General features: G+C 51.9%; 25 protein-coding genes. 12 read left to right on the top strand and 13 right to left on the bottom strand.

All coding sequences use genetic code 11. The features are described from left to right. Positions 1–272: 272 nt before the first annotated feature. The 5 genes from RJ53_RS10620 to RJ53_RS10640 all read left to right on the top strand — a co-directional run bounded on the left by RJ53_RS10620 (position 273) and on the right by RJ53_RS10640 (position 4,824). The gene (locus RJ53_RS10620; protein WP_211531607.1) at positions 273–911 is read left to right on the top strand and encodes a HEAT repeat domain-containing protein; all 639 of its coding nucleotides are present in this window, start codon (positions 273–275) and stop codon (positions 909–911) included. Between the two features lie 590 nt (positions 912–1,501). Beyond that, positions 1,502–1,858 carry a hypothetical protein gene (locus RJ53_RS10625; protein WP_211531608.1) on the top strand — a complete coding sequence of 119 codons (357 nt, stop codon included), beginning with the start codon at positions 1,502–1,504 and terminating at the stop codon, positions 1,856–1,858. Further along, positions 1,855–3,423 carry a hypothetical protein gene (locus RJ53_RS10630; RefSeq protein ID WP_211531609.1) on the top strand — a complete coding sequence of 523 codons (1,569 nt, stop codon included), beginning with the start codon at positions 1,855–1,857 and terminating at the stop codon, positions 3,421–3,423. The genes RJ53_RS10625 and RJ53_RS10630 overlap by 4 nt, the downstream gene beginning before the upstream one ends. A gap of 65 nt (positions 3,424–3,488) precedes the next feature. Beyond that, positions 3,489–3,857 (top strand): VOC family protein, encoded by a 369-nt coding sequence (locus RJ53_RS10635; protein WP_246496102.1) that lies wholly within the window; start codon positions 3,489–3,491, stop codon positions 3,855–3,857. 154 nt (positions 3,858–4,011) lie between these two features. Next, positions 4,012–4,824: a hypothetical protein gene (locus tag RJ53_RS10640; RefSeq protein ID WP_211531611.1), complete on the top strand. Its 813-nt coding sequence runs from the start codon at positions 4,012–4,014 to the stop codon at positions 4,822–4,824. A gap of 65 nt (positions 4,825–4,889) precedes the next feature. Here the strand turns inward: RJ53_RS10640 and RJ53_RS10645 are convergent, their stop codons facing one another. Then, positions 4,890–8,039: an AAA family ATPase gene (locus tag RJ53_RS10645; protein ID WP_211531612.1), complete on the bottom strand. Its 3,150-nt coding sequence runs from the start codon at positions 8,037–8,039 to the stop codon at positions 4,890–4,892. Next, positions 8,036–9,307 carry a metallophosphoesterase family protein gene (locus tag RJ53_RS10650; RefSeq protein ID WP_211531613.1) on the bottom strand — a complete coding sequence of 424 codons (1,272 nt, stop codon included), beginning with the start codon at positions 9,305–9,307 and terminating at the stop codon, positions 8,036–8,038. The genes RJ53_RS10645 and RJ53_RS10650 overlap by 4 nt, the downstream gene beginning before the upstream one ends. A gap of 142 nt (positions 9,308–9,449) precedes the next feature. Here RJ53_RS10650 and RJ53_RS10655 point away from each other — a divergent pair, with 142 nt between their 5' ends. Beyond that, positions 9,450–9,866, top strand: coding sequence for a pyridoxamine 5'-phosphate oxidase family protein (locus RJ53_RS10655; protein ID WP_343221888.1), 417 nt, complete (start codon positions 9,450–9,452; stop codon positions 9,864–9,866). A gap of 70 nt (positions 9,867–9,936) precedes the next feature. Here RJ53_RS10655 and RJ53_RS10660 read toward each other — a convergent pair whose 3' ends face one another. Further along, on the bottom strand, positions 9,937–10,212 hold the full coding sequence (locus RJ53_RS10660; protein WP_211531614.1) for a winged helix-turn-helix domain-containing protein: 276 nt from the start codon (positions 10,210–10,212) through the stop codon (positions 9,937–9,939). Continuing rightward, complete coding sequence (locus RJ53_RS10665) at positions 10,209–10,892, bottom strand: hypothetical protein (protein WP_211531615.1); 684 nt, start codon at positions 10,890–10,892, stop codon at positions 10,209–10,211. The genes RJ53_RS10660 and RJ53_RS10665 overlap by 4 nt, the downstream gene beginning before the upstream one ends. Positions 10,893–10,971: 79 nt before the next feature. On the opposite strand from RJ53_RS10665, the gene RJ53_RS10670 reads away from it, so the two are divergent. After that, on the top strand, positions 10,972–11,157 hold the full coding sequence (locus RJ53_RS10670; protein WP_211531616.1) for a hypothetical protein: 186 nt from the start codon (positions 10,972–10,974) through the stop codon (positions 11,155–11,157). A 150-nt stretch (positions 11,158–11,307) separates the two neighbouring features. Here the strand turns inward: RJ53_RS10670 and RJ53_RS10675 are convergent, their stop codons facing one another. The 4 genes from RJ53_RS10675 to RJ53_RS10690 are packed head-to-tail and all read right to left on the bottom strand — an operon-like array spanning position 11,308 to position 14,429. After that, positions 11,308–13,077 (bottom strand): PASTA domain-containing protein, encoded by a 1,770-nt coding sequence (locus RJ53_RS10675; RefSeq protein ID WP_211531617.1) that lies wholly within the window; start codon positions 13,075–13,077, stop codon positions 11,308–11,310. 10 nt (positions 13,078–13,087) lie between these two features. Beyond that, a complete protein-coding gene (locus tag RJ53_RS10680; protein ID WP_211531618.1) occupies positions 13,088–13,489 on the bottom strand; it encodes a hypothetical protein in 402 nt (133 codons plus the stop codon). Positions 13,490–13,548: 59 nt separating this feature from the next. Next, a complete protein-coding gene (locus RJ53_RS10685) occupies positions 13,549–14,169 on the bottom strand; it encodes a hypothetical protein (protein ID WP_211531619.1) in 621 nt (206 codons plus the stop codon). 14 nt (positions 14,170–14,183) lie between these two features. Further along, on the bottom strand, positions 14,184–14,429 hold the full coding sequence (locus RJ53_RS10690; RefSeq protein ID WP_211531620.1) for a hypothetical protein: 246 nt from the start codon (positions 14,427–14,429) through the stop codon (positions 14,184–14,186). A 255-nt stretch (positions 14,430–14,684) separates the two neighbouring features. Between RJ53_RS10690 and RJ53_RS10695 the strand changes: the two genes are divergently transcribed. Further along, positions 14,685–15,614 (top strand): mechanosensitive ion channel family protein, encoded by a 930-nt coding sequence (locus tag RJ53_RS10695; RefSeq protein WP_211531621.1) that lies wholly within the window; start codon positions 14,685–14,687, stop codon positions 15,612–15,614. A gap of 81 nt (positions 15,615–15,695) precedes the next feature. On the opposite strand, the gene RJ53_RS10700 is transcribed toward RJ53_RS10695, so the two are convergent. Then, a complete protein-coding gene (locus RJ53_RS10700) occupies positions 15,696–16,397 on the bottom strand; it encodes a LiaF transmembrane domain-containing protein (RefSeq protein ID WP_211531622.1) in 702 nt (233 codons plus the stop codon). A gap of 162 nt (positions 16,398–16,559) precedes the next feature. On the opposite strand from RJ53_RS10700, the gene RJ53_RS10705 reads away from it, so the two are divergent. Beyond that, complete coding sequence (locus RJ53_RS10705) at positions 16,560–18,755, top strand: heavy metal translocating P-type ATPase (RefSeq protein ID WP_211531623.1); 2,196 nt, start codon at positions 16,560–16,562, stop codon at positions 18,753–18,755. 15 nt (positions 18,756–18,770) lie between these two features. Next, positions 18,771–18,917: a hypothetical protein gene (locus tag RJ53_RS10710; protein WP_211531624.1), complete on the top strand. Its 147-nt coding sequence runs from the start codon at positions 18,771–18,773 to the stop codon at positions 18,915–18,917. A gap of 255 nt (positions 18,918–19,172) precedes the next feature. Here RJ53_RS10710 and RJ53_RS10715 read toward each other — a convergent pair whose 3' ends face one another. The 4 genes from RJ53_RS10715 to RJ53_RS10730 all read right to left on the bottom strand — a co-directional run bounded on the left by RJ53_RS10715 (position 19,173) and on the right by RJ53_RS10730 (position 24,144). Then, on the bottom strand, positions 19,173–20,585 hold the full coding sequence (locus tag RJ53_RS10715; protein ID WP_211531625.1) for an ATP-binding protein: 1,413 nt from the start codon (positions 20,583–20,585) through the stop codon (positions 19,173–19,175). A gap of 274 nt (positions 20,586–20,859) precedes the next feature. Continuing rightward, positions 20,860–22,119 (bottom strand): cache domain-containing protein, encoded by a 1,260-nt coding sequence (locus RJ53_RS10720; protein WP_211531626.1) that lies wholly within the window; start codon positions 22,117–22,119, stop codon positions 20,860–20,862. A 60-nt stretch (positions 22,120–22,179) separates the two neighbouring features. Then, positions 22,180–22,875, bottom strand: a complete 696-nt coding sequence (locus RJ53_RS10725; RefSeq protein ID WP_211531627.1) for a hypothetical protein — start codon at positions 22,873–22,875, stop codon at positions 22,180–22,182. A gap of 453 nt (positions 22,876–23,328) precedes the next feature. Beyond that, on the bottom strand, positions 23,329–24,144 hold the full coding sequence (locus RJ53_RS10730) for a rhomboid family intramembrane serine protease (RefSeq protein WP_211531628.1): 816 nt from the start codon (positions 24,142–24,144) through the stop codon (positions 23,329–23,331). 277 nt (positions 24,145–24,421) lie between these two features. Here RJ53_RS10730 and RJ53_RS10735 point away from each other — a divergent pair, with 277 nt between their 5' ends. Continuing rightward, positions 24,422–24,805 (top strand): lipocalin/fatty acid-binding family protein, encoded by a 384-nt coding sequence (locus RJ53_RS10735; protein WP_211531629.1) that lies wholly within the window; start codon positions 24,422–24,424, stop codon positions 24,803–24,805. A gap of 190 nt (positions 24,806–24,995) precedes the next feature. After that, positions 24,996–25,324: hypothetical protein (locus RJ53_RS10740; RefSeq protein WP_211531630.1), on the top strand; the 329-nt coding region annotated here is incomplete at its 3' end.

The following is a 25,324-nucleotide window of genomic DNA, read 5'->3' on the forward strand; positions in this document are numbered from 1 at the left end:
CCGCGACAGAAACGCTGCGGTCAATATTATGCTACGCTGCCTATCACAAAATGCCCTGTGGACGGGCTACCAGGAGTTTACCGGTAATCTGCGACATACAGGTCTGAAGATCGCATCGATCCCCGGACACTCGCAGGAAGCCCCCTGCGCAAGCGGGGGGTAGTTCACGTAAGGTCATAGTGATCAATGGATGTCAGGGGTTGTCACCCAGGGTGCACCCAGAGAATGACATTCCATCTATCAAGGGTGTGGTGTGCATGAATGATGGAGAAATGAAGATTGAGCAACTCAGAGATGCCGATCCCGATATTCGGAGTGATGCGGCAGAAAGGCTTGGTAAAATGCGTGCAGCAGAGGCGGTTGATCACCTCCTCGCAGTGCTCAGGGATGATCAGGCTGTCGTTCGGAGGCGGGCTGCCCAGGCCCTTGGAAAGATCCGTGACCAGAGAGCGGTTCATGATCTGATTGCGGGTCTTCGGGATGATGCCCGTACTGTACGGAAAGAAGCGGCAAAGTCGCTTGGAAAGATTCGTGATCAGCAGGCGGCAGGTCCTCTTATTGCTGCCATAACGGATACATCAGCGGATGTCCGGGAAGCCGCAGTCAAGTCGCTTGGAAAGATTCGTACTGTATCAGCAGTCGAGCCGCTCACCGCTGCATTGCAGGATTCGTCAGAAGATGTCCGTGAGGCTGCTGCAAAAGCACTTGGTGCGGTTCGCTCGCAGCGTGCCGTTGGCCCGCTTACTACCGCACTGGCGGATACATCAGAGGGTGTCCGGAAGGCTGCTGCGAAGGCACTTGGTCGAATTCGAAGTCCCCAGGCTGTCGATGATCTCACTGCTGCACTGGAGGATACCTCGAAAAGTGTTCGGAAACGTGCTGCAAAAGCCTTGAAGAAAATAAAGACATAGTATCCCCGCGTCCTTCAGTGCACGGAAGTGTGCAGCCAGCATCAATACGGGAGACCAGAAGGAGAAACGGCACGGCATATATGCAAAAGGGTTCTTTGGGGCATCTGTCGCGGTGCTGGCGGGTGGGCACTACTATCAGATAGACGGGGTGGTACTCATTGCCATCTCTACCGGGATCTTTCTTATCCTCTGGTTTCTGATACTCCGGATATCCCGATGAAAATTCTGAGGGGGTACTCCCATACTCTATAGATTATATCCTATCGGGGTTTCTGTTGCATCTGTCAGAGCAGCGTAGAAGGTACATATAATAATAGTGTAGTCTTTGCGAATGTCCTGTATTTGTTGTTATATTAATCTCATATATGGTGTTTTATTTACTTTTAAAGGGTATTTGGGGTTATTTTACCTGCTGTGCCAGAAAAAATTTTAGATTATGATAGTTGGTAAATGAGGCATATACCTTCCCGCCATCATTGTGTTCTGATGACGTAGGATAGTATCCTCTTCTTTCAGTGCACTCCATCGATGGTGCGCATATATTAATACAGTAAAAAAACATCTCCGCCGTATATACGGAGGTTAATAATATGCAGCGGAGATTTAAAGTTGATCCGGAACGTTTGAAACGCTTTTCCTTTGAACCTTTTGCCGGGCTTCAACGTCGCATTGCAGAGGATCATGATCTGAAACGCAGACTCCAGGAAGATCTCCCCGGAACACTTGAGGAAGAGGGAATTGTTGTTGATGATGCATTCCGGCAAATGGTGAGTGATCAATGGCATGCCCAGATCGAAGCGGACACACGTCTGATCATGGCGACGATACCTGAGAACAGAAAGCCATATTATCGGATGGTCCAGAGTGGGGAGCCGGTAAAGGTCAGGGTATCGATTGATCCAAAGACCGGTGAGATCACCACCGTTCCACGGGAGGAAGGACCATGAGTACCGGGGGCTATGATGTGGTCATGGAGATCCATGAGGATCTCATCAATACATTTCTTAGAATCGCCTACTGCCTCGGGAGGCTCCCCACATTTGAAGGCATCTATACACTTCCTGTTCCGGATGTTCCCCCGGATCTCCTTGAGTTTATGGATATCGGATACCGGGTCTCTCTTGCGAGAGAACCGACATTTGAGGTGACAGATACCGGGGGCCTTCAGATAACCATCCGTGGAGAGGCTGTCATCACTCTTCTTGGGTCGATATCATTTGATCTCGAAGCTCAGTTCCGGATAGCTGCCGCTCCTGAATTTGACCAGCCAACCCGGCAGTTCCGTATTGAGTGCAGCGAGGCGCTCATCGAGGATCTGGAGCTGGACAACAGGTATCATCTGCCTGCTTCAGTCCTTGCAAAACTGAACCAGATCCTTGCCATAGGTATGGAGGCGTTCCTCACCGATGAGGTGACCACCATCGAACTCTCTCCCGTCATCTTCTCAGCAGATCTCCCTTTCATGCCGGCTGGTGAGGCCTACCGGCTCCCCATCGGTCTCGGGGCTGCCCGGGTATTTCCCCCATCTGTTGTTATGGGTGCAGTGAATCTGCTTGGATATACCGGAGGGAGTTCGACGGCAGTAACTGACTTTACCAATGGCCACCATATCGGGATCGGGATAAACGAGGCCGCCATGCACCGTGTCTACGATTTCTGGTGGGCACATACAACACATCCAAAGACCATGGATGTCATGGGGTCCTATGAGTATGATCCCCCATCATTCGTCGACTTCCTTGATGCACTCATCGACTGGGGGACTGCAATTCTCACTGGTGGCCTTGTCGTGACAGAGGTTGATCTGGACCGTGTCTGGATCGAAGCCGAAGCAACCATGGGTTTCTCGAAGTTCACTTTTGATCTCCTCCCGGGGAATGCTGTCTCCCTCTCTGGTTCCGTGAACCTTGAAATCGGGGTTAATGTCTATATGCAGATCACGACAACCACCAACCTCTTCTGGGGATTATGGGAGGTAGATGAAACGACCAGCACCGTGGAGCTCTTTGATCTGTATGCGAGTGGCATCACCGTCATCATCAATAATGCTGAAGGGATTGTCACCCTGGACTCGTCACGGAGGCTGATGGTCACCCTGACGGCACTGGATATAGATATTCCACTCCCATGGAGTGTGCCGGAGTTCATCCTTGATTATATCGTTGACTGGGTGGTAAGCAGAATCGTCTCTGAAATGCCTCCGATTGTCCTATTCCCGGCCGTCATCGAGCAGACCCTTCCCGGAACAGCAGTATCGATCACCGTCTCAGGCGAGACCCTGGAGATTAATGAGACTGAGGCCCTGGTCACCATGAATATCGGGACATCCGGAGCCAATACCTATGCACCATATATCGCGAATATGAACTCAGGCGAAGTGCATGTACGGGATTGCGATTGGGCTCACCGCATTGCCCAGCGAAACCGCGTCTACTATTGCACGCTTGAGGATGCGATAGCTGATGGGTATAATGGATGTTATTACTGCCTGAGGGAGTATGATACCGGGTGATGACACTTGCATCCTGAATAATGGGGAGGAAATTATTATTTGTACCAGAGAGGATAGGAGCATGTATGGCAACGATCGTTCATATCGATATCCCTGTAGGCGATCTGCAGCGGGCACGTACATTCTATGAAACCATCTTTGAATGGAGATTTCATGAGGTGCCCGGCTACTCCGACTATCTCCTCTTTGAAACAGGGGATGGGAAGAGCGCTCCTGCAATCGGAGGAGGGCTTGGGATGCGTGGAGCTCCTGATCAGAGGATAACATGCTATATCGGGGTTAAATCCATCGCTCATTATCTCCCAAGGATCGAGGAGATGGGCGGGGCAGTAACGATGCCCTATACCGAGATTCCCGGCTTTGGAGCGTTAGCCCTCTGTCTGGATTCAGAGGGGAATCCCTTTGGCCTCTGGGAGGAGAAGCACGAGATCTGACCGCTCCTTCCTTCGACGATCCGGATTGCAACCTCCCTCTCTGCAGGTTTTCCGATCATCACAATCTTTTTCCTGCAGAAAAGGAGAGTACTCCTGAGATGGTGTGGGATGAGGAGGTCTATTTAGCTCACATCCTGACCCGGAGGAATCTGTTATGAATACCAAAAAGACAGCAATCACCATTCTGGCTATTCTGGTGATCATTCTCGGACTCTTCTTCACAGGTCTGTACATCCAGACTGAGAAGATGTTCAGAGAGAGCTACAGTTCGGAATATAGCTATCAGGTGACGATCTCCGCTGAGAGATCACTTGATAATGTGACGCTCATCCTCCCCCTCCCCTCATGGAATGGGAACTCACCTATTGGGGAGGCGATACTCCAGGAGGAAGGCTATGGGTTCCCTGATGACTGGAAATGTTCCCTCGTTGAGATCGACGGGGCCGTTATGCTTCAGATCTCAGCAGATCGGATCGTCCCCACATACCGGAACCTGATTACACCGACCCCGATTCGCCCCGGGGAGACACCTCCTCCGACACCAGAGATCATAACCAGTACAGAGTATTCAGAGGCGACTCCGGTTCTGATCCCGATTGAGTTTGGCGTCTCCCTCAGGGATGTTGAAGAGATCAATACCAGAGATCCCCTTGGGAATGAACCGGTCCTCTCACCGAAGCGAAACCTGACTCTGGCAGAGGAGCCCTATGATACACCCACACCGCCGGGTGGAGTGAGTGTCAGTTCATATTATACCTTCGAGTCACCATTCTCTGCTGCATATGCCTGTGATCCGGAGACGTTGGTCACGATAGATATCAGTCATCAGGGTGGTAACAGCTGGTGGGTTCTTGGATGGTCCGGGAACAGTTTCAGGGAGAGTGTTTCGATCACCCTGATTGGACCGGATCCCGGCTGGCAGTATGGAACCGGAAGCCTTCGGACAGGGGAAGGGCGGTACCGCTGAGATGACCTCTTCAGATCCCGATACTCGCATATTTTCAATGGTAGGGGTGAGGAGAATGACGGGGTTCAGATCGCAGAGAGATCCATCACCACCGTCCCCGGTGCTGCACTGGTCAGATCAGCAACCGTCTCGGGGTGGCAGGTGAAGTAGAGGACCTGGCAGGTCTCTGCGAGTTCTGCGATTGCCTTGCATGCATTTTCTCGCCGCCCTGGATCGAAGTTGACGAGAATATCATCAAAGATGACCGGAACAGGGGTGGCTGTATGCACATAGTCACGGATATAACCAAATCTGAGTGCAAGGTAGAGCTGTTCAGCTGTTCCCCGTGAGAGCTCATCAACCTTTTTTCGGCCTCCTCTTCTCTCCTCAACAAAGAGATCCGATCCATGTGCAGAGTCAAGGGGTTTAATTATCCTGGTGTATCTCCCTTCGGTGATGCCTGAGAAGAATGACTGTGCCTCCTGCAGGATCGCCGGCTGTTTTTCCCGCTCGAATGTCTCGACTGCCATGGCAAGCAGGCTCGATGCTGTGGTGTAGATCGCCCATTCTCTGGATATCCGGCTGATCTCCTCCCGAAGTGCCGCCGCATCTGAGATGAGGACGGTGAGCCGGTCATCTCCCTCAATCACGGAAGAGCGTTCCTGGAGAGTGCCGATCTCCTGATTGATCTCCTCAATTGACGTATGTATCCTGACCTGTTCATCCTCCATCTCACGGAGGCGGGTGGTCATCACAATGGGATCATACTCTCCAAGTGCCATGATGACGTCATCGAACCGTTCATCACCGCTGATCCTCCGGATTCCCTCATCGGCGTCATGGATGCGCCTCTTTAATTCCTCCCTCTCGCGTGAGAGACGCTCACGCTCACGATACTCCTCAGGTGTTGCCGCCCCCCTGCTCTGGAGGAGGGTGATGAGCATCCCGGTGGTATTCTGCAGACGTGAACGGGTGTTCTCCATCTCATTCTCTTCGCCCCTCCTCTTCTCAATAAGACTTATCTCCCGTCTCTTTGTTTCTTCTGCCTCGTTGAGGAGGGTTATAAGTCTCTCCCCGATGGTATCCGGGGTCCCGGCAACCGGTTCCCTGCAGGCAGCAGCAACGGCACGTACATCTTCTTCAAAGGATTGAATCTCTTCATAGAGTGTATCTTCCCTCTTTCTGTCTCCATCAATCGCTATGATGAGGTCTTTTGCCTCCTTTATCCCGCTGATGAGGTGGGTGATGAGTTCGGGATGAGTTGTATCCGGAAGACCACGCCTCTGGCACCAGCTCTTCCATGCATCAATCGCATCTTTCCGTCTGGATCTGGCATGGCTAAGAGCATCTTTCCGTGCTTTTAGTTCTGTGGATGCGGTCCGGCAGAGCGCTTCTGCACGGGCGATATCCTTCTCCAGATCGGCTCCCCGGCCGGCCAGCGTGACGAGATCCTCATGATGATCTCTGAGATCCTCAGCTTCCCGCCGTGATGGTATGGATGCAAGACCGAATGCCCCGGCGATCCTTCTCCCCTTCTCTTCGGCGTTAGAGCGTCTCCTCTCAATTTCATTCCGCTCTGCCGCAAGCGTCCGTGCCTCCTCCTGGTACGATCCATCACCAGTGACTGGACTGCCGGTATCGCTGGCAGCTCCCCTGAAGAAGAGGATGCCTGCACCGGCAATGATGAGAATTGCTGCAAGGGCGGCTGCCGGGAGGAGTGCTTCTGCCAGGAATCCTCCGATGAGGGCAAGGATGGCGGCCAGGAAGACGAGGTAGCCCGGCCATTTCGGGGGCTGGGGAGCGGGCGGTATCTTCAGGGATGCGATGATCTCGTGAGTTCGTGCCTCTTCTTTCCGAATTGAGGCGAGATCATCTTCAAGGCTCTCGATCTGCAGGATAACCCCAAGAAGGTCACGTGCCTGTCCTAAGAGGTTCTGAGCGGTTCCTGGGTCCGGTATCTCTCCAATATCTGCCCGGCGCTGATGCACAAGGGAAAGATCTTCCCTCTTCTCCATGTACGTTGTTTTGGCTGCTGTATGATTGATCGATGCTGTTTTGCAGGCATCATCTGTCCTCTCAAGGTCTTCATGAAGAGCCTTGATTTCATTTATGACCGCGATCGATGTATCGAAGCCGATGATCCGCTCACGACTCCAGTCATCCCCGAGATTCTCCAACTGTGAGGTAGATCTCTTCTCCTTCTGCACACGATCCAGCTGGCATCTCGTCAGATCGTCCTTCCGGGATCGGTATCGCTCAATCGTCCGCTCGATGGATCGGATTGCATCTGTCTGATTGAGGATCTCCTCCCGTGCACGGACTGTTTCAAGCTCTGTATCGATCCGTTCGCATTGCTGCATCCGGTCTCTGGATTCCTCTTCGAGCCGTCTGACCTCTTCAACCAACCGATTAAGCTCAAGCAGGGCGTCTTCAGGGAAAGTCCCTGTCTCCGGGATCTGCTCACGTGCCTTGATCGCCTCCTTCCGTTCCAGATAGAGATCCCATGCTTTTGAGAGGGCTGTTGCGTAGGTGATCGCCTCTTCAAAACTCTTCTTCTCATCCTTCTTCCGGGCAAGCTCGTCTCTCTTCTCTGAGATTGCTTCGTTGATCCGATCATACTCTCCCTGGCTCTCTTTTACTGTCCGGATCTTCTGTTCAAGGTCCTTGAGTTCAGTGATACGGGCATTAATCTGCTTCTTCTTCCCCCGGATCGCATAGATTGCATCTGCTGATGCACCCAGTTCATCGGCAACCTTTCGTACCGGAAGGTTGCCTGCACCGGCTGCTGCCAGCCTGTCGCGTATCTCCTTCCGATCGATCGTTCCAAACTCCTGGAGTTCATCAAGGCTGATCGCACAGATATTTTCATAGAAGACCTGGTCTGCCGGTCCGAGGAGCGAGGGGAGGAGCGACCCGCTCACCTCTGTTCCATCCGTCCTGGTGATGGTCGGGCTGCCCCGTACACCATCCCTGAGCAGGAGATATGCGTCTCCGGCATCTGTCTCGAATGCAAGCCTGCCCCCGATCTTTCCACCGTTGACCGGCTGGTAATGGTTGAGATCCTTCTTCCTTCCATCCGGGAACCCATAGAGCATTCGTCGGATGAAGGCGAGCATGGTCGTCTTCCCCGCCTCATTTGGACCGATGACCGCTGTTACTCCATCGCCAAACCGATCAGGAGGACTCCATTGGCTGAACTTTCCAAACCCGTCGATGAAGAGCGAGGTGATCTTCATTCGATCCCTCCTGCAGCGAGCCTGGAGAGAAGGAGGGCCTCTGCCTCCTCAATGATTGCGCACATCTCCTCATCATCAGGCTGATTGAGATATGATCGGGCATAGGAGATGTAGAGTGGTGCAATCGCCTTGGTAATCTCTTTCTTGTCCCCAGAGAGTAACCCGGCACTCTTCTTGCAGATCTCCCCGAGGATATCATCACGGGCGATGATCTCTTCCCGATTAATCCGTGGGGTTGTCCGGGAGATGATCCGCTCCGGGTACACAGGGTGTTTTCCGGTGGGTGTATCCTCGGTGAGCCGCTCAGCAAGTGCGGTGATCCCGCCTCCGGCAAGCTCATGGTGAAGGGGTGTTACCCCGGTCAGGATGAGGCGGGTGATGATCGGGCCCCCTGCCTCCTCGGATATTGCAGCAAGCCTCTCTCTGATCCTCTCTTCGAGGATGCCGAGATCCACAGCTCCGGAGATATCTATCTCGATCAGATCCCAGTGATAGCTCCCTGTCCGGACAGGCTCGATCCCAACCGATCCATCTGGACCGACCGTGACAAGACGACACCCCCGATCCCCGGTCTCGCCCATGTCCCTCCCCTGGGGATTGCCGGCATAGATGATGTACGGATCCCCGGAGGCTATCATTGCAGGCTGGTGAATATGGCCGAGTGCCCAGTACTCATAGCCGCAGACTTTCAGATCATCGATGCTGCAGGGGGCATATGGCTCATGGCCGATTGCTCCTCCGATACTGCAATGGAGAAGGCCGATGGTAAACGGCCATTCTCTGTCGCGGGGTGGAAACCGCTCGGCAAGGTTTTCACGGATATGAGCTGTTGCAAAGCTCATCCCCGCAATCGCCGCGATCGGGGTTCCATCCTGATCCCTGTGGATGATCACCTCCGGTTCTTCTGATGAGAAGCAATGGGCATTCTTTGGGAGCTGAATTGATCGTGACCAGGCATTCGCGGGATCATGGTTTCCATGGACGATATAGGCTGCAATGCCGTGCTTCTCAAGCTGCCTGAGCCCGTCTCTGAACTGCAGCTGTGCCCGGATGTTTCTATCTGCACTATCATAGACATCACCGGCGATCAGCAGGAAGTCGACCGCCTCCCTGATACAGAGGTCAATTATCGACTGCCATGCCGTATAGGTGGCATCGGTGAGACCGGATGAGGTTTGGGAATCCATGCCCGGGAGGGTGATCACCCTGCTCCCGAGGTGGAGATCGGCGGTATGCACAAAACGGAGGAGGCGGGACGGGGGCTGCATCTGTCTGTATTTATTGTGGTTATCGATAAAGCTTCGGATATTGGTTTAAGTGAATCCTCTCTCCCAATCCCCTCCCCTCCCGATACCTATTTGAAGAAGTTCTGCTATTCCAACACATAAAGATGCAAGGAGGAGAAGAATCGTGGAAAAACTACGTGAATATTTCAACAAACAACCAAGAATCGGCACCCTGAGCACGGCGAACCGGGAGGGCATGGTCGATTCTGCTGTCTTCGGCTCACCGATGATGACCGATGAGAAGACGGTTGTGATGGCCCTTGGCAATGGGAGGACTCTTGAATATCTCAATGAGAACCCTCATGCGGTCTATCTGATCATGGAGCCGGGACAATCATTTGATGATTGGAAAGGTCTGCGGGTCTATCTGAAAATGACAGAAAGTGCAACCTCAGGGGAAGCACTTGAAACATTCAGGAGCCGGATTGCGGAGATGGCTGGCAGTGAGGCGGCAGCCATGGTCTATGCGGCGGTTACCTTCACGATCACCGAAGTCCGCCCCCTCATCGACATGGGGCAGCGATGGGAAGAGTCCATCTGAGCTCTCTCATTTTTTCTCGGTAAAAAAACCTTCAGGGAGGCCGGATCCGGCCATCCCGTCCCCCTGTTCATTATAACTTAAACGTCGGAGCGGTATCAAAGAGCTTCTGGTAGAGTGAGTTAAAGAGGGTGATATACTCCCCGGCCTTCCCGGTTGAGGAGTATCGTTTCTTATCCCCCTCGATCGTCTCCATGAGGTACTCCTTCTCCATGAGAAACCCAAGGTATTCCTGGCCGGTCTTTGAGTTCAGATCACACCGGTTGATGATCCCGGTAAATGACTGTGGCTTTCGGCAAAAAACCAGGATCTCCCAGTAGATCTCATATGCGGTCCTCCGTCCGCTCATCCCAGGCTCATCTCCAGCGTCTTTTCAAGCAGATCCTCTGACTGTTCGATCTCCTTTAACCGCTCATCCCAGACCCTCGAAAACTGGTAGAAGTAGATTGACGATATGAGGCTCGCGATGGCGAAGGCGACCATGATAACCATGGACGGGAGGAGCAGCGGGTTCGGTCCGATGGTGAAGGAGAAGCCATTCAGTGAGGCAGAGAAGTATTCCAGGCTCGCAATGGTCCCAAGGACAAAGATGCTGCAGCTGCCAAGCATACAAACATAAATCATCCGGTGGATTGTGCCATGATTATCCCGGTAATGGGAGAGCATCCTGACGATGAGCCGGGTCAGCTCTTCGTCTCGTTCGTCATTATCTGATTCAATCTGCGATCTGTTTTTCTTCGTCAGCTGTCCGAGATCATTCTTTATCGATTCGATCCCTTCAAAGACCCTGGCACTGGTGATGATCCAGCCAAGTCCGATTATCATTGCAGATACGGCAACAATGAGGACGACCGGGGAGAAGGTCACAGCCATCTCAGTGGTAAATGTCTCCCATATTGAGACCACTTCCTGTACGACAACCATCAGTCCGAATGCCATCAGGAGTGCGGCAAAAGCGATGTTCATTACAGAAACGGCAAAGAAGTGTCGGACCTCGCGCTGAAACCGTCTGAATGTTGATTCTTCCATACTGGTATTCACCAGCCTATTGGTATATTGGCGTTATATAAATAAAAGGCATGAAACTAAGATACGTAACAGCGATCAGATGACCATAATCGATCTGGAGGTTGCAGTTGAGGTGATCCTCCGGATCAGGGAGGAGATTGGAGAGATAGATATCAGGCGAAGATTGCGGGAGATTTCGGAGGCTCTTCGTGCCAGGATCCACCCGGGAGGGGGTGCTCCACCTTCACGCCTGAAAGGGAGCCGTACCCCAAAGGCGAAGGAGTGATGATCCGGAGGCTGCCGCTCCTTCCTGCTCTCTCCGGAGATGGTGTAATCAGGGTTGCCGTAGCCCAAAATATGGGGCTTTCCGTATAATAGTTTTTTTTTGGAAGAAAAGAAAGAGAGGATGGTTCCGAACTGATCCTTTCAGATCCGCTCAATCATGGGCCGCAAGGGTGCTGAAGACTCGTTCAATGACCTTCCTCACCTTCTTTGCCTCCTCATCCGTCTGCAATCCAAGTGTTTGTTTCAGATCCTCAGGAGAGATCCCGGTCAGCCGTCTAATCTCCTCGGGATTCTGTATCTCGAGACGATCTATTGCTGTCAGCGTTCGCTGGAAGAGCTTCTCGTTCTTCTGCGCCTCCTCATCAGACCGGATCATCGATGTCAGATCCTTGATGCTGATGGGCTGTGCAATCGTCAGGATCACCCGGGATCCCGGCTCAACAATCTCACCCGGACCGGGTGACTGTTGAAGAACGATCCGATCAAGGTTTTGAGATCGCGTATGCCTGATCTCTCCGGCTTCCAGCTTTGCCTTCCTGAGAGATTTTACCGCCTCCTCTTCTGGTTGATCTATCAGGGAGGGAACGGCGACACCCTCCATGGATATGACGAGATCCACCCGGCTCAAACCCTCAGCCTCTGTACCCTCTGCGGGGTTCTGGCCAAGGACGATCTCCGGTGGTCCTGTCGAGAGCTCCTGCCTGATCTCCCCGGCCATGAGATGATTTTCTGCAATCATTCGGAGTGCAGCTTCTTTTGGTATCCCGGTGAGCTTTGGAATGATCACTTCCTGTGGAATGGATAGCGTCAGCAGAACAGTACTCTTTGGGTCTACCTCTGCATATGCCTCGGGTTCCTGATCGATCACCGTCCCGGCAGGTGACGGGCTCAGTTGCTCTTTCGTCTCAGCAGTGAGGCCGGCCCTTTGAACCTCCATGATTGCAGTCTCTTTGGACATGCCTGTACATTGGGGAACTCCGACGAGGATTGGATCCATCCGTGGAACTGCTGAGAAGGAGAGCCGAATCGAACTGAGTGAGTCCGGGCTCACCTTCTCTCCGGGATAGGGGAGCTTCATTGAGAAGTTGTTATCCTTATCAACGGAGAGACTGGCTTTAATATCTGCATCAAACGTGCCGACGATGTAGCCTACTCTTCCCCCGGTTGTCTGCAGCCCCTCGTCCATCTTCATCAGGGCGTTCTTCAGCATCCCGGTCAGTTCTTCAGGCAACAACTTCGGGCGCTGTAACTCCTTCTCCAGGATCTGAATTCTGTTCCGGGTTTCATACCCTTCTTTCTCAAGCCGGGCAACAGCAGTCCTGAGCTGTTCATTCTCAACTGAGAGCGCAATCTTCTCCCATTGGATTGATGCGAGACGGGTATGGATATCCGGACTCTCTTCACCGGTCTCCGGTATCCTGATCTCTTTCTCGAGACCGGCGATCCTTCCGCGGAGGAGAGCTTCCTCTCTCTCAAGACGTCCAACTGATCCCTTCAGCTCTTCATTCTCCTGTTTGAGAGCCATCCTCTCCTGCTGAAGGGCGGTGAGGTTCCTTCGGAGATCTGCGATCTCCTCATCTGCCTTCGGCTGTCCCGCCTCCTTCTCAAGAGCAGAGATTCTGGTCTGTAAACCCGCCTCCTCTTTCTCAAGCCGCCGGACAGCTCCTTTCAGCTCTTCATTCTCTCCTGTAAGGGTTGCCTTCTCCTTCTGGAGGGAAGCAAGCTGCTTTTGCATCTCCGCATTCTTACTTTTAATTTCGGCAAGACTGGTATTGAGCATCTCCTGCTCTCTGGTGAGGGACTCAATCTTCTTCCTGTCGACCTGAAGCTCTTCAGTCATTCTGGCTTTATCCTTCTCTACACCCTCCAGCGCCTTTTTGAGTGCATCCGGCCCAATGGCATCTCTTCTCGTGTTGACCATACGTTCCCCCTCAGGATCTCCGTACCTGAATTGGTGGCGGTATGGAGACGAGCCGTGCCTTAATCATGCTGTTTGAGGTACTATCATACTTAAACGCATTCTGGTAGTGAGCGTTCATCGGTGCTGCAAAAAGTCGGTTTCTGAATATCTTCAGACCTCCACTCTTCTCTTCAACGACCCTGGTCATTGAGAGGGCCATCTTCAGTTCCAGCTCTACTTCAGAGAAATGGTACCACGTTGCTGTGATCCCTGATTCACTCAGATCTCCTGTATTGTCAATGAGTGTCTGCGTTGCAAGGCTGTTCTTATCCAGTTCCAGCTGACTCTGGGCAACACCCCTGCTCACATGAAGCAGGACGTTTTCAAGCGGGCTGATCAGGACGTCTTCGATGATCTTCTCAACGTCAGCCATACATGGTCCTCCATGCGTCCGGGTGGTTCACCACAGGGTTGGCCCTGTAGCCAGCCACGTCAGGCACTGATCTCTTCCTTTGCGACGATGGTGGGTATTGCCCTGCTTGGCGGTGGAACCGGCTTGAGGATTGTCCGTATCAGACTGGTCCCTTCTGCCTGGAATGAATACGACTGAGCATACTTTGCATTGAATGTGGATGTGTATGCCACAGTTGTTGTATTCTTCACACCAAACTTGGCTGTTCCGGCAAAGAAGCTTGCAATACCTCCTGTTTTGTAGCTTGCGTTGGTATCTGTGGTCGATTTGACCTCAAATTTCTTTGATACACCAATTTCCAGTGATCGTTCAATCCGCATGGTAATCGTCATCTTGACTTCGATGATCGTATCAGTAAACTGGTAGAATGTCGGATTCAGCCCATAGGCGATCAGTGGCATATCAGATTTGTTGTAGACGATGGCCGAGGCTGTCACATTTCCTTCATCATCCCTCGTCTCTTCAATCGCGATAGGAACCGTATCTTTGGGTAGCGTAATGTCAGCAAGCATCTGTGCTACCTTGATGGAGTTCATATCAAGAGCAAACTGCCCCTGTGCAATAGCAAGGGCGAGCTTCTCAACCATTTCAGGGAAAGGAACATCAAGAAGCTCCTGTCCCACACTACTTGGTAGTGCCATACGTTATCAGATCCTTATTTCTCCGATGATTGAATCACCGGAATATGTGGTTCGCTCAGGGTGATTCCCCCAAGGAGTTCGACGGTACGCAGCTTGCGCACTTCAACAGCCATCTGTTGATCGAGAGGAGCTATGAGCCATTTCTTCAGGTGTGAGACCATGATTACTTCTGTCCCGAAGTCTTCAAGCATCCTGGCTACTCTCAAAACATCTTCCGGTGTTGCAGTATCTTTCAGTTTAATAAGATTGATCTCGATCATATGATGCGATATCACCCCCTTTCCAATATTCTCAGTTATTGTGCGATTATTATATAATTATTGTTAAAAAATTTGTTCTTAATGGACTGTTGGCATCTGTTTATTTTGTATATGGCAGCACAATGGTCCATCCTCGTGGCTTGTGTCAAAGGAGGAGAGATGCCGGCAGGGGACTGACCATTCTCTGAACTATTAAGTGAGTTTTTTTATATGTGGGGATCTATTAAAGGGGTACAATCGCCGGGAAGATACAGCATGAAGAAAAAATACATCGTTCTCTGCATACTCGTCATCATCTCGGCTACGGTATTCCTTGCAGATAGATTCTTTCCTTCTCCGTTCCTTGCACAGATCTTCACTACCCTGATCTGGATCACAGCACTTTTCACCGCTTTGAGCATCGTGTTTGAAGAGGTGATCCGGAGGAATGTCACCGATTCCCGTTCCCGGTATACTGCGACCAAGGTGATATCGGTCATTGAACTGGTCCTGATATCCGCCGCAATTGCATTGATCTGGGTGAGTGATATTCAGGCACTTATGGTCTTCTTCGGTATCATTGGTGCAGGGATCGCAATAGCACTCCAGGATGTCTTCAAAAATGTTGCCGGAAGCCTGACGATCCTCCTCACCGGTGTATACGGCGTCGGTGATCGGATTGAGATCGAGGGGAGATATGGCGATGTCATGGATGTCGGGATTATGAATACAACCCTGATGGAGATCCGCGAATGGGTGGCCGGTGATCAGCCGACCGGACGCCTCATCATCATTCCAAATGGTCAGATCATCAGTGCTTCGGTTCAGAATTTCACCAAGGATCACAGTTTTCTCTGGGATGAGATCCAGATCCCTGTCACCAACGATAGTGACTGGCGCCGGGCCGTGGCTCTTCTCATCGGGATTGCCAGACAGGAGACCGAAGAGATTGCAATCATAGCAGAGAAGGAGATCGAGCGGATTGGAGAGAGGTTCTTCCTCCCAAAGAAGGATATCACCCCGGCCGTCTATATCACCCTCACCGATAACTGGATTCTCCTCTCGGTCCGGTTCGTTACCTATGCCCGGGAGCGCCGTGTAGTCCGCTCACGATTACACCAGCTCATCATCGAGGCATTTGAAGAGGAGAAGGGGATTGAGATCGCATCTGAGAGCTACAGTGTCCAGCTGACGGATCGAAGATGACAGATTTCGGGGATATTGATAGTTACCATCCCCTCCTGGAATGATACACACATTCCTTATCGGTATGGACTTAATGCTCGCTCAATCCTTCACCGTGACACCGCCGAATGCGACAAAGCCGGTGATGATGAGATCCGGCTGATCGTGTGTGCCTTTGTCTGCATCGCCATCTCCCCTCTCTCCTCCGGCACGCGGCCGCCGCCGTTCGTCTTCTGCTCCTCCAAGGATCGGAAGCACGTTCAGCCGGACATTCCAGTCCTCGGGCACACGGATCTCGGTCCCGCCAAAGAGGGTGAAGGTCTGAATCTCGGCAGGGGGATCGTTAATGTGGGCATCCCGGAGATCCAGTTCGGCCCCGGCAAAGATGGCAAGCATCTCCCCGCCCCGGAAGGTCTTTGAGGAGTTCCGGCTCTCGACTCCGCCGAGGATTGCCATCATTTCGATTTTATCTGTTACCCGCTCCCTGATGGATGGACGTCTGATCCTTGTAAAGATGAAGCCGAGCCCGACAGCGATGATGATCACCGGGAGGATCACATCAGGTGAGACGAGCTCGAGGACGACGAGCTGTATTGTCCCGAAGATGATGATCAGGATGATCGGGCCTGATACGGATCGGAAACCGCTTTTTATGAGTGCAATGAGTGCAAAGAGGACGATTACCGATGGGGTATAGACGAGGAGCTGGCCGGTGTCATAGATGCCGGTTGCCCTGAGGAGGAGGAGCACTCCGATGATGAGGAGGATTGCCCCGATGATGAGCCGATAGGAGATTTTTTTCATGGCTTGCACCTTTGGTGTAGTGATTGAAGAGGATTGTAGGAGTGGGAGGATAAAAACGTACGGGTGAGGTGGAGGCACCGGCATCATGTTTTCTTTCTTCCACAGATACCTTTTTATGAACCTGCACCAAGCCAGTCTCATTTTAATATGGGGGATGAAGAGATGACCCACAACCTGCACGATCATACGCATAACCAGACAAGAGAAGGACACTCCGGTGGTCAGGATCCCACCAGCTGCCATTGCCCGGGGTGCCGGATCTGTGAGGGGTACAAGGAGGCCACTGCGGATCAGAAACCACGATCCGGGGATAAACACCAGGGTTCACATATTGATCACTCCGGTCACGAGGAGATGTTTAAGCGTCGTTTCTTCGTCTGCCTTCTCCTCTCCCTGCCCGTCCTCTATTACAGCGTCATGCTACAGGAGTGGTTCTCCTATACTGCCTATGCATTTCCGGGGAGTGACTATGTGGCTCCGGTGCTTGGAACGATCATATTCCTTTATGGGGGCCTTCCCTTCCTCAGGATGGGTGCGGTCGAGGCAGAGAACCGCAAGCCAGGGATGATGCTGCTGATCTCACTTGCAATCGTTGTTGCATTTGTCTACAGCCTCGGAGCAGCGTTCTTCGGTATCGGAGAGCCACTCTTCTGGGAGCTTGTCACCCTGATCGTCATCTTCCAGCTCGGCCACTGGATTGAGATGCGGAGTGTCCGGCGTGCATCCGGGGCACTTGATGAACTGGCCGGGCTTATCCCGTCCACCGCAGAGCGGCTGACCGATTCAGGGGAGACTGAAGACGTCCTTGTTGACGATCTGAAGGCTGATGATCTGGTTCTGGTCAGACCGGGAGCCAGCATTCCTGCAGATGGCATTGTCCAGGAAGGGGAGTCTGATGTCAGTGAAGCGATGATTACCGGGGAGTCAACACCTGTCAGGAAGGAGTCCGGGGACCGGGTCATCGGCGGGACAATCAACCAGGACGGAAGCCTCCGGGTCCGGATCACCGCAACCGGTGACGAGACGACGCTCTCGGGGATCATGCGACTTGTGGCTGAGGCACAACAGAGCAGATCCCATACACAGATACTTGCGGACCGGGCGGCTGGCTGGCTCTTTTATGCGGCCATCGCTGTTGCGGTGGTTGCCGCTGTTGCATGGACGATTGCTCTTGGGTTTGGTATTATCGTTATTGAACGGGTCGTCACGGTCCTTGTGATCGCCTGTCCTCATGCCCTCGGTCTTGCAATTCCGCTTGTGGTTGCGATCATTACTTCGCTTTCAGCAAGCAACGGCATGCTGATCCGGAACCGTATTGCAATGGAAGAGGCACGGAGGCTCGATACCATCGTCTTTGATAAAACAGGCACCCTCACCCGGGGGGAACAGGGTGTGGTGGATCTTCTCTCAGATGGTTCAAAGACCGAAGATGATGTTATCGCCCTGATGGCGGCTGCTGAAGGGGATTCCGAGCATGCTATCTCCCGTGCCATCCTGAGTGAAGCCGATCGCCGGGGGGTAACAATACCTTCTGTCTCCGGATTTGAGGCGCTGAAAGGCAGGGGGATCCGGGCGACGCTCAGTGCAGGTGCCGGTGCGCCGGGAGATGGTGATCATGCGAAAACGGCGGCTGATTCGACGATCTATGTCGGGGGGCCCAATCTCCTCAGCCATCTTGAGGTGACACCGGGCCCGGAGATCCAGGAATTTTCTGATGCCGCAGCATCCCGGGGGGAGGGCGTCATGTACCTGATTGTGGATGGTGCGGTGATCGGGGCGGCAGCACTTGCCGATATTGTTCGGCCGGAGAGTTATGAGGCGGTGACGGCACTTCAGGAGATGGGCATCACCGTTGCGATACTGACGGGAGATTCCCGTGCTGTTGCAGAGAAGGTTGGTAAAGAACTGGGTGTTGAGATCGTCTTTGCCGAAGTGCTCCCCGAAGACAAGGATAAAAAGATCAGCGAACTGCAGGAGCAGGGGCGTTTTGTGGCGATGGTCGGCGATGGGGTCAACGATGCCCCCGCATTGATACGTGCCGATGTTGGTATTGCCATCGGCTCCGGGACTGATGTCGCGATCGAGTCTGCGGATGTCATCCTGATTGAGAATGATCCCCGGGATGTCGTCTCGCTCATCCACTTAAGCAGGAGAAGCTACCGGAAGATGCAGGAGAACCTGGTCTGGGCCGCAGGGTACAATGTGGTTGCCCTGCCGCTTGCCGCGGGCATCCTTGCACCTGTCGGCATCATGCTCTCCCCGGCGGTGGGTGCCGTCCTGATGTCGGCAAGTACCGTCATCGTCGCAGCGAATGCCCAGCTGCTCCGGCGGGTGAATCTCCGGGAGGATTATGGGTAGTTATGAAGAGAGAGGGTGCAGATCAAAGGCACCCGGATCTATGTGTCGGACCTGAATGCCCGGAAACTCGGATCAGCAATCCCGGAGAACCTTGAGAAGCTCCATTCTGAAGGAAGGAGAGAGGTGTATATTCCTCAGAAGGGGAGCGTTGAGGGGAGGTAGGGAGAAGAGAAATAGAAGTGAATCCATTGCAGAATGGAGATGAAGATCAGGAGAAAGAAGCTCCTGAATTTATTCTCCTCTCATCAGAGGAGGGGACTGTAGGCAGGTACCACCATTGTACTGTTCCTCCCTGCTGTGCCAGCTTCCGGGAACCATCCCCCTTGCAGATGCATTGACACATGAGGCTATCAAGCAGCATATCGAGGATGTGCGTCTCAATCCTGATTACACTGCTGATTTATACCCTCATTCCTTTCAGAGTGATTGGGATCCGTCCTCTCCATCCCCAAGGAGCAGCCATCTCCAGAGCGGGATATATTGAATCATTCCATCGGTCCCCTGTGTATCCTTTGTGAGGAGGAGGCACCGGCTCACCTTTGATCCAAACTCTTCTGCGAACTCACGCAGGGCGTCTGTCTCCCGCCTGTGTATCTGATCAGTGTAGGTTACATTGATCGCGTTTAAGCTGGAATCACGCATTTTCAGGATAAAATCCACCTCACCATTTTTCTTCCAGTAATAGGGCGTATACCCGCGCCTCCGCAGTTCGATATAGACAAGATTCTCGGCACAGCGCCCTGTATCTTTTGAGAATGAGAACGAAACTGCATTCCTGAGTCCATTGTCGATACAATAGACCTTTTTATCGTTTCTTGCCTGTACCTTCAGCGAGTAGCTGAAATGCACAACCTCAAAGAGGATCTGTGCCATCTCTGCATACCTGATGTACTCTTTTATCGTAGCCGTGTCAATTCCGAGCAGATCAACCAGTTTACGGTACGAATATGGGGAGGTAATATTCGCCATCATATACGAAATAAGATCACCCAATGCCCGCTGATTCCTCACATTGTTCCCCCTGACGATATCACGGTAGACGATACTGTCATAGTATGCACTGAGCTGATCCACCCTTACCGATTCATCCTTCTGGAGGACTGCCTGCGGAAACCCACCTTCGTAGAGATATCGATGGAATAGTTCGAAAATCTCATATTTTTTACTGGCGAGTGTGACGGGATCGGCTATCCCGGTTATTCCATGAAAGTGGAGATACTCTGAGAAATCAAGTGGGTAAATCTGGAGAGAGAGGTATCTGCCACTGATCAACTGTGAGGCCTGTGAATCGAGAAGGTAGGAGGATGAACCCGATATAGCCAACCGGAACTGTTTTCGATCATAGATAGCCTTGATCCATCGCTCCCATCCGGAGATTGTCTGGATCTCATCAAAGACAAGGGTTGCCCCCTCCTGGCTGTATACCTCTTTCCTATAGGTATCCAGCACCATTTCAAGCGGGTTCGCAAGCTGGGCAATTGCTGGCTCATCACAGTTGACAAAGAGGATCGAACGCGGTTCTGCCCCTCTCTCATTGATCAGATCCTGGATCATCTGCATGAGGAGGGTGGTCTTGCCGGAACGCCGCACCCCATTGAGAACAACGATCTCGCCGGAGTCGTAATATGCCCGGATCTTTTTGAAGTAGCGGCCACGGCAGATGCCTGCCAGGGCCGAAAAATCCCGATTGTTCCACCAGGGATTCTGGGCTGCAAGGATATCGAGGAGAGGAGGGAAGTTGGAAGGTAAAGAGGAGCCGGGAGATCCATCATATCCGGAGTTAGTGGGGGAATCCGGGGAGCCAGAGCGTGGGGGAGGGAGAGGTGCCATGATATTTTGAATGGTTATACTCATGCATAAAGGTATATTTTTGATGGATTGTAATCCTTTAAAAAGCACTTATTTTGAATTGGTATACTCATCCAAAAGATCGGTTTTTAGCAGGAATATGACTATGCATACTGTGTGGAAGGGAGAAAAACGCTTATGATGCCACCAAGGGCAACAGGGATACAAGATGAAAATGATGGGGTGTTCCCATGCTTCTTCAGATAAAAAGGATTATATGGATGGATATACCCCCCGTAAACGTCCTTCTGGTTATTCAATACCGATCCTGGTGGGCAGGATTTGGGTTGGCAGTATACAGTCCGCTGATGACAATATACTGATTGCTATCGCTCCCCTCAATCAGTTTGAAGTAGGCTGATTTATGATAGATCCCGTTCTTCTCCGGGATCATCCATATGTAATCAACCCAGCCGGAACCTTCTGCCAGGGCAATATCGGTGATCTGGTCACGGAAAGGTGTGCCTGCAATGTCGGTTTTCCCTCTCATATTCACCCCGATAAGACGCGGGTTATCAGCTTCAGCAACGATCGTCACATTGGTGTCATAGACAAAGACATAGAGTGCCCTGTTCTCTCTGTCCCAGAAGGGATGCTCACCGGCATTGATCCTGGTGAAGGTGTCGGGAGTGTCCTTCTCTATGGCATCGGCCGTACCATCGACAAGTCCGATCACCTCTTCTCGTGTGATGGATGGGTCCGGATCGTAAGAAGCGCCACTGTAGCTGTACAGGATACGCTGGTATTCTGTTACTCCGGTCTGGTCGGGCTGATAACGGAGGGTGTCAAGGGATTCCTGGAATGCCTCGACGAGAGCGTCTGATGTCTCCCTGTTGAAGGCAAAATAGAGATCATCGGTCTCAAATCTGTAGACAATCCCGAAGTGGTCTGGATCATCAGTTGTCTTTTCAATGAAGTACCTTCCGGCAAAATCACCATGACAGAAGAGATCGATTGTCCCATCATGGAGGAGAGAGATGAGCGTCGGCACATCATCCGCTACAATGATGTTTGATTCTGAAACTCCACTCTCCTTCAGCAAAATTCCTGCATAATCATCCTGCACGACCCCGATCCGGTACTTCTTCAGGTCATCCGCAGTCGAGATCTCAAATTCTTCATACAGCTCTCCAAAGATACAAAAGGCTACAGATGCAAATGGTCCCGCCCATTTGAAGAGCTCTTCTCTCTCCGGGGATCTGACTGTAGTCAGGAGGACGGTATTCTTCTCTGAGAGGGCGGTCTCATAGGCGATATTCCATGGCAGCACGTTGATCTGATCTCGTGCTACCGGGGTTCCCATCTCTTCAAGTGTTCCAAGCAGGATATCAACAGAGATCCCTTTGACAACCCCGTCTTCGATATAGTTGAAGGGAGGATGCTCTTCTGTTACGAACGTCAGCGCTTCTGCCCCAATGGGTGCAGGAGGTGTGATCTCTTCAGTGGTTGTACATCCTGCGGCAAACACGGCAAAGAGTGTGAGGCAGAGTAAGAATAGATGATGAATCTTTACCATAGATATTCCAATCAAATAGGTTCTTTGGTTTTATAAACTGAACAGAAGGGAGGTAGCTGATCAGTTCTTTCTGAAAGCCATATCCACTCCATCTCCCTTCACCGCAAGAAGCCCCGGAATCTCCTCTGCGATCATTTCAATTACCCCGGATACTGGTACCACAAGCCGATCGGAGAGGGACTCTGCCCGGCTCCGGATGACCGCATTCGGGTCAAAGCCGTCGATCCTGAGGTCGGTTCTCCATGAACGGGGATTGCCGGCTGCATCAGCAAACTCGGTCCGGATTAGTCTTCTCCGCTCCTCTTGTATGGCGCCCTCTTTCTTCTTCTGCTCCTCCTGTCTCTGGTGAGCTGACGTGACGAGGGCAGAGAGGCGGTTCAGCTCGGCCTGTTCTTCTTCGATCTTTGCTTCCCGAAAGGAGAAGCGGGCAGAATCATCATCCACTCTTATCTCTCCTTCAAAGTAGAGGGAGAGGAGGCGGGAGGCAAGGGCCGAGGCATTGCCGCCATTCCTCCGGTAGAGCTCAAGCGGCTCTGCAAGAGCCGGAGTGAGGCTGAAGGTTGCCCGGTACCGCCTCTTCTGAGGGGGAAGGGGGTGTCGAACCCTTGCCGAAGTGGAGGGGTGGGATCTGCATAAGGTATCGAATCGTGCCTGTATCATCTCTGTCTGAGAATGCCGGGCGATTGTCTGCGGAGTTATTTCTGAGATTGATGTACTCTGCTGGTATGCCATCTCTTCGGTAGCAAATGATTCCATGCAGAACAGGTGACAGTGCATGGAGTATCTATCTTTACCGTGCGGTCTGTGAGTGTTTTTTGACCGAAACGGATTCTCCCGATCAGGGTACCTCAAAGAAAAGCTCTGGTACTGATCAGGAGTATGATCTATATGAAGAGTATGATCTTTCATACCGGGAGAAGAGAACTGAACAACATCCAAAAAACACTTTCAGGCTGCACTGCAGCCCTTAATATACATCCCTCTCTAAAACAGAACACAGGAATCCAATTGAGAAGAACAAGAAGAGAAAGAAGAGTGGATACGTTCTCTCTCCTGTTTTTGATCTCTTCTCCGTATGATCTTTCATACTCGTCATATTCGTCATATTGTACGAACCCCCCATAGGGTTTTTTGAGGAGGTTTTCGGCTGAGGGGAATCTTCAGAATGGGATAGGGGATCATTCCGGCCTGAATACCCCGAATACATAATCAAAACGGCATCAGAAGCCAGAAGACCGAGGGAATGAAAAGAACAGATCCGATGAAGACCCCGGCAACTACCTTCTGCCTGTGATCCCGGGCAGTCAGGAAGAGGCCGATGAGGGAGGGGATCAGAAGGCCGAGGAGAAGGCCGCCGAGATGGGCATAGACATTCACCGTCCCGGAAGGCAGCTCAGTGAAGATCTGGCAGATGGCAAGGGTGAGCGTTAGACAGGTTGCAGTGAGAAGAACAAAGACCGACTGGGAGGTACTCTCCGATCGGCTCTCCAGTACTGTTCTGTACACAAGCGAGAGCATCAGGAAGAAGAGAAGCCCGAGGAATGCATAGGTTATCCCGGAGAATCCCGAAGACCATTCCTTTCCCATGATACGGGCAGACCAGATCGATATTCCAGAGATGGAGAACGGAAGTGCCAGGAGAAATATGAGGATGGTTGCCGGGAAGAATTTCGGAGGCATCGGAGACCGGAGAGCCGGCAGAATGATGATGCCGACAACGAAGATCGCAATGATCAGAAGGTAGGCTGAAGAGAGATTATTTGTGATATGCGAAGAATCCAGGGGATTATGCATATAATTGCTGAGAAACATGGATGCCAGGCTGGGATCGCCTACATTGAGGTAGATATGCCGGAGGGTGAACTCAATTGGGATAATCCGGAGTATCGCGTACTGGAATCCGGACAGGAGGCCGAATATCCCCGCCAGGAAGAGGAAATAGAGGAGATATATGGATTTGGGGATTGTTCTGGCATAGGAGAGGATGGTGCCATTGGGAGGAGATGGTGCTTCCGGCAGTGACATTATACTTCAATCGATCGGTGTCTGCATAAGGATTCCTCTTCAGCCGCCTTTTCCCCGGAAAAATTACTCACCGGATATCCGGGACATTCCGGAGGTTCTATCATCTGTTCACAGCTGTTATGGCAGCAACAGGTAAGTATAAATTTTCAATTGGCACATTGATTTACTCTTAGTTTTGTCTGTATTGTAGCTGATTCAAACATAATTAAGAAGGCGGTAAATTTTTATGAAAAAATCAATCAGTCTTATCCTTATCGGCCTTGCATGTCTCATGTTCATGGCTGCGGGTTGCACAAGCACATCCGATACACCACCGGCAACACCTACTGCTCAGGCAGAGTCCTGGTCAGGCATATGGAGTACGACATGGACATCTGCAGATCACGCGACCCCGGTACCAGGGGATGACATTACATTCACCCAGACGGGCTCGTCGGTAACCGGAACCTATGTAAATCCCGAACATGATTTTACAGGGTCAATCACGGGTACTGTTGAAGGAAACACACTGACAGGCACCTGGTCTGAGAGTGGTCTTCCGGAGACATCCGGCACTTTTGAATTTGTACTGTCTGATGATGGAAACACCTTCACCGGAACATGGAAGAGCGCTAATGACGAAAGTGACGCTACGTATTCCTGGAACGGAGTCCGTACATAATATTCCGGCAAATCCCTGATTTCGCCAACCTTTTCTTTATTCATTCACGATTCTCGCTCATTCTGTCTTCAATGCAATTATCCGATAATCATCGGTTCATACCAGACTCTCAGGTTGAAGCGGGGCAGACCGGTGAGAATTGGGGGAAGTCCTGAACTCAAGGAGGAGTTAGCCCGGAGGGAACTTCCCTATGGGATTACCCCCACTTCATCCTTATCCGGTAAGATCCCTGATTACCAGCCCGTTCGTAACAGCCCTCAAATTATCCGGTCAGCTAAGAAGGAAAAAACAATTCTCGTGGTATGTTTTTTTTAGAGTCAGAGTTCATTACTATAAGAAATCGATGACAGCTGCAATCGAATCTTTGCTGAGTGAGGAGAAAGCCATCCATACGGCAGAAAAAGAACGGGAAAATGCCCTTTTTCTGAACCTCCTGGTAGCAACTGCTCCGGCTATCCCTAAACTTATCGCAGCGGTACTCTCCGGATCGATAACCCTGTGGCAATGGCGGTGTAGAAA

Origin of the sequence: Methanocalculus chunghsingensis, assembly GCF_018132105.1 — an archaeon.
Lineage (GTDB): Archaea > Halobacteriota > Methanomicrobia > Methanomicrobiales > Methanocorpusculaceae > Methanocalculus > Methanocalculus chunghsingensis.